This window comes from Lentzea sp. NPDC060358, from assembly GCF_042725365.1.
Taxonomy (GTDB): domain Bacteria; phylum Actinomycetota; class Actinomycetes; order Mycobacteriales; family Pseudonocardiaceae; genus Lentzea.
Map to the genome: position 1 here is coordinate 1 of NZ_JBHXCW010000238.1, position 11,559 is coordinate 11,559.

Here is an 11,559-nt window from a genome sequence, read left to right on the forward strand (position 1 = left end):
GGTCTGGGGGCAGCGCCCCCAGGTGGAAGCACGCAAGGCGACAGCAAGCAAGCAACCGGCGCCGCGAAAACGCCGACCTAAATCCTCCAGATCCGAACCACCTTGTCCCCACCCCCAGCAGCAACCCTCTCCCCACGAGGATCAAAGGCGACAGCCTCGATCGCCCCAGCAGCCCCCACCACAGTCCCCCGGACGGACCGGGAAGCCACGTCCCAGAGCTGAACGAAGTTCCCCTGCCCCCAAGCAGCAACAGTCTTCCCACCGGGGTGGAACAAAGCAGAGGACAACGTGAGCCCGTCATCCGCCCGCAGGAACACGGCAGAACTCCGCCCAGAAGCGACGTCCCACAGCTGCATGCTGTTGGTCCCGTCCCCGTCGATCACAGCCAAAGTCTTGCCATCGGGCGAAAACGACCCACCGTGCCCGGTGGAGTCGTTGATGGTCCGAACGGTCTTCCCGGAAGCAGGGTCGACGATCCGGATCTCCTGGTACTTCGTGCCCGCGTAGGCGAGCAACTTCCCGTCCGGCGAAAAGGAGAGGTCGCTGGACCCCCGGGCCTCGGTCAGCCCGATCTTCACCGAACGGGTGGCCACGTCCCACACCTGCAACCGCCCGGTGTGCGTGACGCCGGCCAGGGTCCTGCCGTCGGGGTGGAACCGCAGGGTCTTCATGATCGACCGGCTCTGGTCGAGGCCGCCGATCATCGACCGGTCGGACAGGTTCCACAGGTACGTGGTGAAGTCGCCGGTCCGGTTGCCTCCGGCGGCGAGGATCTTCCCGTCCGGGCTGATCGCGACCGCGCACGCCGAGGCGCCACCGGGACCGTCGGGGTTGCGGACCGTGCCGATGATCTTGCCGGTCTCCGCGTCCCAGATCCGCACGACCGCGCCGTCGGTGCCGAGGCCGTCCTCGGCGCTCACCAGGACCTTGCCGTCCGGGCTCCACGCGAGCGACGAGATGGCCGCCTTGTGGTCGACCAGCTGCACGTGCTCGGTGAACTCCTCGGGACGGCCCGGCTCCGACACCGACGACGAGGGCGACTCCTCGGACCCGCCCTCCCTGTTCGAGACCGGTTTCGAGGAGTCCTTCGTCGAAGGGAGTGCGGCGTCACCGCTGTCGTTCCGGGAGGACAGCCACCACGCGGTGCCGCCGGCCGCCACGGCCAGCGCGCCGCCGCCGGCCAGCAGCAGCGTGCGCCGGTTGACGCCCTGCTTCGCCTGAGCCGGGAGCACGACGGGTGAGCCGGCGAGCAGCGCCAGGGCCTGCTCGACGGAGGCGCGTTCGGCCGGGTTCTTGCGCAGCAGCGCGCCCAGCAGCGGCGACAGGTGACCGGCGCGCACCGGGGGCGGCGGCTCCTGGGTGAGCAGCATCGAGAGGGTCGTCATGAAGTCCTGGCCCTGGTACGGCGGCCTGCCCTCGACCGCCGCGTACAGGGTCGCGCCGAGCGACCACAGGTCCGTGGCCGGGGTGATCGGCGCGCCGGTGCCCTGCTCGGGTGCCATGTAGGCGGGCGTGCCGACGATCGAGCCGTCGGTGGTCAGCGGCACGTCGCCGGTGAGCCGCGCGATGCCGAAGTCGGTGATGACGACCCGGTCGCCGGACAGCAGCACGTTGGCGGGCTTGAGGTCGCGGTGCACGATGCCCGCCTCGTGGGCCGCCCGCAACGCGCTCAGCATCGAGGTCGCGAGGTGAGCGACCTGGTCGGGCGGCAGGGCGCCCTGGGACTTCAGCAGGTCCGAGAGCGAACCGCCGCGCACGAACTCCATCACGATCATGGGCGTGCCGTTGTACTCGACGACGTCGTGCACCGTGACGATGCCGGGGTGGTTGAGGTGACCGGCGAGCTGCGCCTCGCGCATCGCCCGCTGGCACAGCAACGCCCGCTGCTGCTCGTCGAGCCCGGCGGGCAGCAGCAGCTCCTTGATGGCCACCTCGCGGCCGATGACCTCGTCCCGGCCGAGCCACACCCGGCCCATGCCACCGGTCCCGATCACCTGCACGAGCCGGTAGCGCTGCGCCACCAGACTTCCCGTCGCATCCATCACGGCGCGCAGCTTAGAGGGGAACAGGCTCCCGCCCGCGCGAATTCGTAAAGGTTAGCAACTAAAACGAATCCGTTGGGAGCAAAGCACCATCGTACGCGTTCAATCGGTCGACAATGGACATGTCGCTAGTGGACGGTCGCCACCTCGGTGCCGGGCCCAGCCGCCGCCGAGGCCGGTGAAGACCGGCGGAACACCACCGGCACGGGCGCTGAACTCCTGCGGACGGCTTGGCGAGCGGGGCCCGTTTCCCAAGATCCACCCGGTGGCGTCGTGGCACTGTCTCGGTCATGACCGGCGGGGACCAGACGACCTCGAACGCCATCGGGAAGGACCTCGCCACGAGGTTCCACGACGCCATGGAAGCCCTCGTGCGATGGCTGCCGTTCGGGCTTTCGCGGGTCGTGCCGCCGAGCCTGCTCGGGTTCGCCCTGATCAACGGCTTCACGTTCGGCGTCGACCTGCTGCTGCTCACGCTGGCGCGCGGCGGCCTCGGCCTGCCGCTGCCCGTCGCGTTCACGATCGCCTACGTGCTGGCGTTCGGTCTGAGCTTCGTGCTCAACCGCGCGCTGAACTTCCGCTCGCACGCCCCGGTCGGCCCGCAGGCCGGCCGGTACGCGGTGGCGGTCCTGGTCAACTACCTGGTGTTCGTCCTGGGCGTGGGCAGCGCGCTGACCGCGCTCGGGCTGCCGTACCAGCTGTCCAGGGTGGTGGCCGGGGCGTGCGAGGCGGCGTTCCTGTACGGCGTGCTGCGGTGGGTGGTCTTCCGCGAGGCGCGGTGAGCTACTGCAGGTAGCCCTCGACCTCGCCGACCGAGCGGGCCTGCACGTCCTCCGCGTCCTCGCCCTGCGAGCGCGCGGAACGGCGCCGGCGCAGGAGGTCCCAGCACTGGTCCAGGGCCTCCTCCAGCGACCGCAGCCGGGCGTGCTCCTCCTCCGAGGTGATCTCTCCGGCGGCGAGCTGCTGACGCAACTCGTGCTCCTCGTCCACCAGTTCGTTGATGCGGCCCAGCACGTTCTCGTCGCTCATGGCGCCGACTCTACGTCGAGCCTCACGGCCGTGCGCATCAATGCGCGGCCACGAGGTAGATGCCGTAGAGGACGAGCGCGACGCACGCCGTGAAGCTCACCGCGGGCACCGTTCTGTTGCCGCGGTCGGCGAACGCGAGTCCCGCGGAGAACAGCGTCACGACGCCCACGCCGAGCACCAGCGAGACGCCCAGCACCTGTCCGAGACCGGACCAGTCGATGTGCACAGCAGCACTCCTCACGCGTTGACGTTGTGGGCGCCGACGGGGTTGCGGCGCGACAGGACCCAGCACCCGACGCCGACGAGGACGCCGACTGCGGCCACGACGACCACGCCGGCGGTCCCCTCGGACGCGGTGCGCCCGGCCAGTGCCCCGACCACCGCGGCGGCGGGCAGGGTGAGCAGCCAGGCGAGGACCATCCGCCCGGCCACGGTCCAGCGCACGTCGGCCAGCCGCTTGCCGATGCCGGAGCCGACCACGCCGCCCGCGCACACGTGCGTGGTCGACAGCGCGAACCCGAGCTGCGAGGAGGTCAGGATCACCGCGGCGGCGCCCGTCTCGGCGGCGAAGCCCTGCGGCGACTCGACGTCGGTGATGCGCCGGCCCATCGTCTGGATGATCCGCCAGCCGCCGAGCCACGTGCCGAGCGCGATCGCCGTGCCCGCCGAGAGGACCACCCACAGCGGCGGCGCGGCACCGGCGGGCAGCGCGCCCGCGGTGATCAGCGTGAGCGTGATGATGCCCATCGTCTTCTGCGCGTCGTTCGTGCCGTGCGCGAGCGACACCAGGGACGCGGAGGCGATCTGCCCGTACCGGAACCCGCGCTGCGCCGTCTTCGCTCCCCTCGTCAGCCGGTAGGCGGCGAACGTGCCGAGCGCCGCGACCAGCCCGGCGATCAGCGGCGACGCGATGGCGGGCACGACCACCTTCTCGACCACGGCGGTGAACCGGACCGCGTCGGACCCGGCGGCGACCCACGTCGCCCCGATCAGACCGCCGAACAGCGCGTGCGACGAGCTCGACGGCAAGCCGAGCAGCCACGTCGCGAGGTTCCACACGACCGCGCCGACCAGGCCGCCGAACACGACGGCGGGACCGATCCGCGTCTCGTCGACGAGCCCGGACGAGATGGTGCGCGCGACCTCGATCGACAGGAACGCGCCGACGAGGTTCAGCACCGCGGACACCGCGACCGCGACCCGCGGCGGCAGCGCACCGGTCGCGATCGAGGTGGCCATGGCGTTCGCGGTGTCGTGGAACCCGTTGGTGAAGTCGAACACCAGCGCCGTCACCACGACGACGACCACGAGGATCTCCATGCCGGGCCGGGTTTCCGTTCCAGGTGAACGGCGCCCCACATCCGGATGAACCGCGGCAGCGCGGCAGGCGACGAACTCACCCGGTGCGCTCGTGCCGGTGTCCCTCGCCGGGGAACGCGGGCGGCGCGGCGGGGAGCAGTTCCCGGAACGCGAAGCCGCACTTGACCGCCACGCGGCACGACGCGGCGTTGGCGGCCGCGTGCACCAAGCCGAGCCGGGTGATCGCCACCGTGTCCTGGGTGTGCAACGCCCAGTGGGCCGCGGTGTCCAACGCGCGCACGGCAATCCCTTGTCCACGAGCGTGAGCGGCGGTCCAGTAGCCGACCTCGGCCGTGCCGGTCTTCACCACCACGTGGCCCATCAGGGTGTCCCCGGCGACCACGGCGAAGCTGAACCGGGTCACGGCCGCCCACCCGGCCGACTGCGCGTCCAGCCACTCCCGCGCCTCGGCCTCGCCGGTCAGCGATGTCGTCAACCAACGCCGCAGCACCGGATCGCGGTGGGCTTCGACCAGCGCCGCGAGATCGTCCGGCCGCCACGGCCGCAGTCGCAGGGCGCTCGACGGCACCGGAAGCAGGACCTCCACTCCGCGCACGCTAACCGACGACCGGACCGGTCCGATTTGCGTCGGTTGGCCGTCGAAAGTGGTTCGACCACTTCCCTACACTCGGAGACCGGGCCGCCGAACCCGCCACGTGACCACCTCCGCACCACGGGGTGTTCGCCGCCTCCCCCTGCAGGAGGAGCAATGAAGGCACGCACCCGGCTCGCCCTCGCGAGCCTCACCGCATCCGCCGCCCTGGCCGTCGCCTTCCTCGTCCCCACGACGACCGCCAGCGCCCACGGCACGTTGTCCGATCCCGCCAGCCGGGTCTACACGTGCAAGAACGAAGGCCCGGAGACCCCGAAGTCCGATGCCTGCAAGGCGGCCGTGGCCGCCGGTGGCACCCAGGCGTTCTACGACTGGAACGAGGTGTCGCTGCTCGAAGCGGGCGGGCGCCACCGCCAGCTCATCCCGGACGGCAAGCTGTGCAGCGCGGGCCGGGACAAGTACCGCGGGCTCGACCTGCCCCGCGCGGACTGGCCGGCCAAGCGGATCTCGGCCGGGTCGCTGACGGTGACCTACCACGCGTCGGCACCGCACTCGAACAGCAACTTCGAGTTCTACCTCACCAGGGACGGCTGGAACCCGACGATGCCGTTGCGCTGGTCGGACCTCGTGCCGCTGGCGACGTTCACCAACCAGAACCCGACGACGTTCACGAACTGGACCCTGCCCATCCCGCACCGCAGCGGCCGCCACGTCCTCTACTCGATCTGGCAGCGCGTCGTCGGCAGCGCCGAAGCGTTCTACACGTGCTCGGACGTCGACTTCGGCGGCGGCAGCACACCGCCCCCGACCACCACCACGACCACCCCTCCCCCGACGACCACCACCACGACGACCCCGCCGCCGTCGAGCGGCACCTGGGCCGCCGGCACGACCTACCAGGTCGGTGGCCGTGTCACCTACGGCGGCGCGAGCTACGAGTGCCTGCAGGCGCACACCGCCCTCGCCGGGTGGGAACCGCCGAACACCCCCGCGCTCTGGCGACGCCTCTGATGCGGTTGCTGGTGCTGCTGCTCGCCCTCGCGGTGTCCGGTTGCTCCGCGCAACCGGGCACCGTGCTGCGCGGCGACCCGCTGGACGTGATGTTCCTGCAGATGATGCTGCCGCACCACCGGCAGGGAGTGGAGATGGCCGCGCTCGCCGGCGACCGCGCCGCCGACGGCGAACTGCGCATGCTGGCGGCCGCGATCGCGTCGACCCAGGCGACCGAGGCCGACACGATGCGGGGCTGGCTGACGTCGTGGGGCGAACCCCTGACGGCACCACCGGACGCGCACGCGGGCCACGGCGGCCTGCGCCGGTCCGACCCCGGGGAGGTGGGCAGGCTGGCGGCGCTGCGCGGCAGGGAGTTCGACCAGCGCCTGCTCAACGTGCTGATCGCCCACCAGGACGACGCCGTGCAGCTCGCCCGGTGGGAGGCGGGCAGCGGCGCCCACCGGGAGGTGAAGGACCTGGCCGGCCGGATCGAGAAGTCGCGGACCGCGCAGATCGAGATGATGAAGAAGTTCCTCGGCAGGGTGTGAGGGGTACCCGGCGGGTCCACGACCCGAGGAGGTCTGGTCATGACCAGCCGCTCACTCCTGCGGCAGCTGCCGACGCGCATCGTCACCGGTGCGTTCGTGCTGAACTCCGGGCTCGGCAAGCGCAACGCCGACCAGGAGACGGCCGAGCACCTGCACGGCTTCGCGTCCGGCACGTACCCGGTGCTGGGCAAGATGGACGCGCGCCGGTTTGCCTCGCTGCTGTCCGCGGGCGAGATCGCGACGGGCGCGCTGCTGCTGGCACCGTTCGTCCCGGCGGCCGTGGCGGGCGCCGCGCTGACGGGGTTCGCCGGCGCGTTGCTCGGCCTGTACGTGAAGACACCGGGCATGCGCCGCGAAGGCAGCATCTGGCCGACCGAGCAGGGCATCGGCCTCGCGAAAGACGTGTGGATGCTCGGCATCGGCCTGTCGCTGCTCGCCGACGGCCTGACCCGGGACCGCTGACCCGGGGCCACCGACGAAGGGGAGGTACGACGTGCAACCGATCCCGTTCCTGCCGTGGACGTGGCGCGACCCGTCCTGGACCGGCGAACCGCAGCTCGACGACGAGGCACTGGCCCAGCGCCCGGACACCGGCCTGGTCGGCTACCACGTCGAGGCCACCGACGGCGGCATCGGCAAGGTGGACGAGGACGACGCCGAGGTGCCGCACGACAGCCTGATGGTCGACACCGGCCCGTGGATCTTCGGCCGCAAGGTCGTGCTGCCGGTCGGCGTGGTGCACCGGGTAGACCACCACGAGCGCAAGGTCTTCGTCGACCGCACCAGGGAGCAGATCAAGAACGCTCCCGAGTACAGCGCGGACGAGGACTACCGCGACCGCACCGCCGACTACTACACCGAGAGTTACCGGCTGATGCCGCCGATGCTGTAGACGATCTAGGCTGCCGCGCATGGTCTCGGTCCTGCAGAACGTCGCGATCGACTGCGCGAACGCCTACGAGCTGGCCCTGTTCTGGAGCGCGGTGACGGGCCGTCCGCTGCACCCCGACGACAAGCCGGGTGACCACGAGACCGAGGTCCTGCTGGCGGACGGCCCGGTGCTGTACTTCAACCAGGTGCCCGAACCCAAGCGGGGCAAGAACAGGCTGCACGTGTGCCTGCGCCCGGACACCTCGCGCGACGAGGAGGTCGCGCGGCTGCTCGGCCTCGGCGCCTCGCTGGTCTCGGACCACCGCGATGACGACGGGACCGGGTGGGCCGTGCTGGCCGACCCGGAGGGCAACGAGTTCTGCGTGCTGCGCAGCGCGGCGGAGCGGGCGGCGACGGGCTGAGCTGGGCGGCGACCGGCTGGCCCTGGTGGCGACCGGCTGGCCTTGGCGGCAAGCCAGCGGAGTCGGCAGCAACTGGGTGACCCGGCTGCGGGGCGGCGGCCAGTCGCCCCTCGGCGGCGGAGCCAGCGGGACCAGCTGACCCCCGGCGGCGGCTCGAACCGAGGGATGCCGCGAGAGAGTCGCGCTCCCGACTGGCCCGAGGGGCCCCACGAGCGAACCCGCGCCGCAAGAGAGCCGCGCTCCCGACCAGCCCGAGAAACCCCCACGAGCAAGCGCGCACCGCAAGAGAGTCGCGCGCCGCAGCCCCGAAGCCCCCACGAAGAAAATCCCGCCTAAGCAGGCACCTACGGCGGCACAGCCTCCCCCACCGACGGCCGCACCCCCAGCACGGTGGTCAGCTCCAAGACCTGCAACGGCCGCAGCACCGCGGACGTGTCCGCCACCACCACGAGCACGCTGCCGCGCCGCAGGCAGAGGTCCTGGTGGTCGAGCAGAACGCCGATCCCCTGTGCGCCGAGGAACCGGACCCCGCCGAGGTCCACCACGACGGGCGCGGGCGGCACCACCGCGGCGACCGCGGCGGTCAGGCACGCGGCCAGCTCCGGGGCGGTGGAATGGTCGAGCTCACCGGCGACGTGCACCAGCACGGTGGCGCCCTTGCTCTCGCTGGTGGTGCGGAACGGGACTTCACCGTAGGTCTGCACGCGGCAACCTCCTGATGGACGGCACTACCGTCACACGGGCTGGCTGCTCAACCCGGACCGACCGTAGCGCAGTCGTGGCGCGGATGGCCCTGGGCGCGCCCACGAGATGGTCACAGAACGCACGTTCCCGCGTGTGGTCCGCGTAGCATCGGGGTCCGTGACCGGTTTCTTCCACGAGACCGCCTTCTACGGCTCGGACGACGACTTCCTCGCGCTGGTGGTGCCGTTCCTCGAGGACGGCCTGCGCGCCGGCGAGGGCGTGGTGGTCGCGTGCGCGCAGTGGAACACCGGTCTCCTGCGCGATGCGCTGGGCGACGACGTGCTGTACCTGCCGGGTGCGGACCAGTACTCGCGGCCGTCGGAGTCGATCGCCGTCTACCGCGACTTCTTCCGCGACCACACCGAGGCGGGTGCGCGGCAGTTGCGCGTGGTCGGGGACGTGCCCCATCCGGGCACGGGGGCGTCGTGGGACTGGTGGGCGCGCTACGAGGCCGCCGTCAACCAGGCCTACGCGGAGTTCCCGGTGTGGGGCCTGTGCCCGTACGACACGAGGACGACCCCGGCCGACGTGCTGGCCGACGTCGTCAGCACGCACCCGAACATCGCGACCGCGCCGGGCGCGCACGAGGTCAACCCAGGGTTCCGGGAGGGGCTGCCGGGCACGAAGCAGGTCGAGGACGAGCTCGAACGGTGTGCGCCGCTGGTCGACCTCGTCGGCGTGTCGGCCGGCGCGGTGCGGGAGGCGGTCGGATCGGCCATCGACGCGATCGCGTTGTCCGAGGACTGCGCGCACGACGTGGTCTACGCGGCGAGTGAGATCGTCACGAACGGACTGACGCACGGTGTCGCGCCGGTGCGGTTCCGGCTCTGGGCGGACGACAGGCGGGTGCTCGTGGCGGTGTCGGACCGGGGCTGCGGACCGTCCGACCCGCTGGCGGGCCTGGTGCCGACCACGGCGACCCGCACTGCGGGGCTGGGACTGTGGATCCTGCACCGCACGTGCGACTACGTGTCGATGGGTCAGGACTCCGACGGGTTCACCGTGCGGGTCAGCGTCGGCGGCCACACGTAGGGCAGGTCGTCCGGCACGTCCGGGAAGAACCGGCGGTAGTGCTCGGGCATCTTGCGCACCAGCGCGGACCGGTGGCTGCGGTGCACGGCCTCGTCGCCGATCCACGGCGGCAGGTCCCCCGCGAGGGCCAGCTCCTCCTGCGTGCGCACCAGGGTGACGTCCCTGGCCTCGGCCAGGTCCGCCCTCATCGTCGCCTCGCAGGTGTCGGCGAACCCCCGCTCGCGCCACGCCGCGCACATCTCCGCGCCGTAGCGCACGAGCGCTTCCTCGAACCCCGCCCACATCTTCACCGCCGGGTGGTGGCGCCAGCCGTGACCGGGCACCACCAGCGCGCGCTGGATCTGGAGCGTCTCGACGCGTTGCTTGCCGAGCCGCCGCTGGTCCAGCACGCGCGCCGTGGCGGCGAAATCGGGGCAGGGCAGGAAGGTCTGCATCAGCTCACAGCACGTACTTCGCGGCCTGCGCCGCGCGTGCCTGGTCGACGTGCACCTCGTACCGCTTGGCCTGCAGCGTCATCACGCTCGAGAAGTCGCGGCGGCCGCGCGTGCTCCAGTGCGCGACGAAACCGAAGACCGCTCCCCAGAACGCGCCGATCACCAGGCTGATCAGCACGAACCAGAACCAGCCCGGCCCGGCGGTGAACAGCCCGAACAGCAGGCCGATGAACACACCGAACCACGCGCCGCTGGCCGCGCCGGTGAGAGCGGCGCGGCCTCGCGTCATGCGTCCCGTCACCTGTTCGACGGTCCGGACGCCCTCGCCGACGATCCGGACGCTCTCCACCGGGAAGCCGTCGTCGGACATCCTGTCGACGAGCCGCTGCGCGTCGGCGTACTCGGCGAAGCTCGCCAGCAGCGCGGACTCGGTCCTGGTCACCTCTTGATCGATCTCCACACCGATCGGCTACCCACGGCCACGCCGCGCAAACGGACCGTCAGGTGCCGCGGCCCGTCTTCTCCTGGAGGCGGTCGATCAGCTGTGACGCCTCGACCTTGGTGAGCTCACCCGGCACCTCCTCGTCGGCCTCCTGGGCGAGGGTGTGCAGGTAGGACTCCTGCGGCCCGGTCATCGGCTCGTCACCGGTCGTCCAGTCCTGCGGGTCCTTCTCCGGCGTGCGGTTCACGATCGTCCCCTTTCACTCGAACGCCAGTTCGAGATACCCAGGACGACCGCGGCTCAATCACCGCCGGGACAGCAACCGGTGCGCGACGGTCAGCAGCGTCCGCGCCTCCATCCGCTCGCCGTAGCCGAGGTGCTCCTCCGCCGCCTCGACGGACCGCCGCACCTGCGGGGGCACCACCGCGCCGGACTCGGCACAACCGGCCAAAGCCCTGTTCAGGGCCGCTTCGACGTTCGCGGCCTCCACGTCGGCGAGGGCGACGCACACGGCGTCGTCGAGCTTCTCCAGGGCGGTGACGTGGAGTTGACGAGGTGCTTTGCCGCCGAGTTCGAGGGTCATGGGTGGTCCGCCTTCACAGCCGCGAATCATGCGCCGACTGCTTGACGCATTCGGACCGGGGTACCCGTTTCGAGCACCCTCGAACCGGAACTCGAGGCGGTGCTCGCTACCGTGGCGGCATGCGTGCGACCTGGCGCGAGAAGAACGCGCGGCAGTGGATCTCCGAGCTGTCCGACCGGATCGGCGTGGCGGGGTGGGCGGCGCTCGCCGTGACGCCCGCGCTCGCCGCCGAGGTCGACCAGCACGGCGCGGCGGTGCGGGACATCCTGCTGCTCGGCGTCGAGGGCGCCGGAGCGGTGGCCGCCGTCGTGCTGCTCGCCTCCTACGCGCGAGGCCTGCTCGACCACTCCCCCGACTTCTCGCCGACGTCGTGGCTCGGTGTGCGGCTCATGGCGATCTGCCAGTTGGCGCACGCGCACGACGTGCGGCCGCTGTCCGTGGTCGACCTGCCCGACGCCCACTGACCCCGGCACCCACGGACACGGCGGGGTGCGCCGAAGCACACCCC

At 71.6% G+C, this 11,559-nt stretch carries 18 protein-coding genes; 8 read left to right on the top strand and 10 right to left on the bottom strand.

Going from position 1 to position 11,559, the window contains the following annotated elements:
• Positions 1-77 precede the first annotated feature (77 nt).
• Positions 78-2,042: a WD40 repeat domain-containing serine/threonine protein kinase gene (locus tag ACFWGZ_RS33780; RefSeq protein WP_382455661.1), complete on the bottom strand. Its 1,965-nt coding sequence runs from the start codon at positions 2,040-2,042 to the stop codon at positions 78-80.
• Between the two features lie 290 nt (positions 2,043-2,332).
• On the opposite strand from ACFWGZ_RS33780, the gene ACFWGZ_RS33785 reads away from it, so the two are divergent.
• Positions 2,333-2,824, top strand: coding sequence for a GtrA family protein (locus tag ACFWGZ_RS33785; protein ID WP_382455644.1), 492 nt, complete (start codon positions 2,333-2,335; stop codon positions 2,822-2,824).
• A 1-nt stretch (position 2,825) separates the two neighbouring features.
• Here the strand turns inward: ACFWGZ_RS33785 and ACFWGZ_RS33790 are convergent, their stop codons facing one another.
• From ACFWGZ_RS33790 to ACFWGZ_RS33805, 4 genes are all read right to left on the bottom strand, one after another.
• Positions 2,826-3,071, bottom strand: a complete 246-nt coding sequence (locus ACFWGZ_RS33790) for a DUF2630 family protein (RefSeq protein ID WP_382455645.1) — start codon at positions 3,069-3,071, stop codon at positions 2,826-2,828.
• Between the two features lie 37 nt (positions 3,072-3,108).
• On the bottom strand, positions 3,109-3,312 hold the full coding sequence (locus ACFWGZ_RS33795) for a hypothetical protein (protein WP_382455646.1): 204 nt from the start codon (positions 3,310-3,312) through the stop codon (positions 3,109-3,111).
• On the bottom strand, positions 3,309-4,391 hold the full coding sequence (locus ACFWGZ_RS33800; protein WP_382455647.1) for an anion permease: 1,083 nt from the start codon (positions 4,389-4,391) through the stop codon (positions 3,309-3,311). Before ACFWGZ_RS33800 ends, ACFWGZ_RS33795 begins: the two co-directional genes overlap by 4 nt.
• Before the next feature lie 76 nt (positions 4,392-4,467).
• Positions 4,468-4,977, bottom strand: coding sequence for a GNAT family N-acetyltransferase (locus tag ACFWGZ_RS33805; RefSeq protein ID WP_382455648.1), 510 nt, complete (start codon positions 4,975-4,977; stop codon positions 4,468-4,470).
• 162 nt (positions 4,978-5,139) lie between these two features.
• Between ACFWGZ_RS33805 and ACFWGZ_RS33810 the strand changes: the two genes are divergently transcribed.
• The 5 genes from ACFWGZ_RS33810 to ACFWGZ_RS33830 are packed head-to-tail and all read left to right on the top strand — an operon-like array spanning position 5,140 to position 7,816.
• Positions 5,140-5,994, top strand: coding sequence for a lytic polysaccharide monooxygenase (locus ACFWGZ_RS33810; protein WP_382455649.1), 855 nt, complete (start codon positions 5,140-5,142; stop codon positions 5,992-5,994).
• Entirely contained in the window at positions 5,994-6,524 is a 531-nt protein-coding gene (locus ACFWGZ_RS33815; protein WP_382455650.1) for a DUF305 domain-containing protein, read from the top strand. The genes ACFWGZ_RS33810 and ACFWGZ_RS33815 overlap by 1 nt, the downstream gene beginning before the upstream one ends.
• Before the next feature lie 39 nt (positions 6,525-6,563).
• Positions 6,564-6,986 carry a hypothetical protein gene (locus tag ACFWGZ_RS33820; protein WP_382455651.1) on the top strand — a complete coding sequence of 141 codons (423 nt, stop codon included), beginning with the start codon at positions 6,564-6,566 and terminating at the stop codon, positions 6,984-6,986.
• Positions 6,987-7,017: 31 nt separating this feature from the next.
• Positions 7,018-7,416 (top strand): PRC-barrel domain containing protein, encoded by a 399-nt coding sequence (locus ACFWGZ_RS33825; protein ID WP_382455652.1) that lies wholly within the window; start codon positions 7,018-7,020, stop codon positions 7,414-7,416.
• Positions 7,417-7,435: 19 nt separating this feature from the next.
• Positions 7,436-7,816: a VOC family protein gene (locus ACFWGZ_RS33830; protein ID WP_382455653.1), complete on the top strand. Its 381-nt coding sequence runs from the start codon at positions 7,436-7,438 to the stop codon at positions 7,814-7,816.
• Positions 7,817-8,160: 344 nt separating this feature from the next.
• On the opposite strand, the gene ACFWGZ_RS33835 is transcribed toward ACFWGZ_RS33830, so the two are convergent.
• Positions 8,161-8,520 carry an anti-sigma factor antagonist gene (locus ACFWGZ_RS33835; RefSeq protein WP_382455654.1) on the bottom strand — a complete coding sequence of 120 codons (360 nt, stop codon included), beginning with the start codon at positions 8,518-8,520 and terminating at the stop codon, positions 8,161-8,163.
• Positions 8,521-8,677: 157 nt separating this feature from the next.
• On the opposite strand from ACFWGZ_RS33835, the gene ACFWGZ_RS33840 reads away from it, so the two are divergent.
• Positions 8,678-9,592 carry an anti-sigma factor RsbA family regulatory protein gene (locus tag ACFWGZ_RS33840; RefSeq protein ID WP_382455655.1) on the top strand — a complete coding sequence of 305 codons (915 nt, stop codon included), beginning with the start codon at positions 8,678-8,680 and terminating at the stop codon, positions 9,590-9,592.
• On the opposite strand, the gene ACFWGZ_RS33845 is transcribed toward ACFWGZ_RS33840, so the two are convergent.
• The 4 genes from ACFWGZ_RS33845 to ACFWGZ_RS33860 are packed head-to-tail and all read right to left on the bottom strand — an operon-like array spanning position 9,541 to position 11,051.
• Positions 9,541-10,026: an MSMEG_6728 family protein gene (locus tag ACFWGZ_RS33845; protein ID WP_382455656.1), complete on the bottom strand. Its 486-nt coding sequence runs from the start codon at positions 10,024-10,026 to the stop codon at positions 9,541-9,543. The two genes, ACFWGZ_RS33840 and ACFWGZ_RS33845, sit on opposite strands and share 52 nt — an antisense overlap.
• A 4-nt stretch (positions 10,027-10,030) precedes the next feature.
• Positions 10,031-10,468: a general stress protein gene (locus ACFWGZ_RS33850; RefSeq protein ID WP_382455657.1), complete on the bottom strand. Its 438-nt coding sequence runs from the start codon at positions 10,466-10,468 to the stop codon at positions 10,031-10,033.
• Positions 10,469-10,526: 58 nt separating this feature from the next.
• Positions 10,527-10,715 (bottom strand): DUF3072 domain-containing protein, encoded by a 189-nt coding sequence (locus tag ACFWGZ_RS33855; RefSeq protein WP_382455658.1) that lies wholly within the window; start codon positions 10,713-10,715, stop codon positions 10,527-10,529.
• 57 nt (positions 10,716-10,772) lie between these two features.
• Entirely contained in the window at positions 10,773-11,051 is a 279-nt protein-coding gene (locus ACFWGZ_RS33860) for a hypothetical protein (RefSeq protein ID WP_382455659.1), read from the bottom strand.
• 119 nt (positions 11,052-11,170) lie between these two features.
• On the opposite strand from ACFWGZ_RS33860, the gene ACFWGZ_RS33865 reads away from it, so the two are divergent.
• Complete coding sequence (locus ACFWGZ_RS33865) at positions 11,171-11,515, top strand: DUF6401 family natural product biosynthesis protein (protein WP_382455660.1); 345 nt, start codon at positions 11,171-11,173, stop codon at positions 11,513-11,515.
• Positions 11,516-11,559 lie beyond the last annotated feature (44 nt).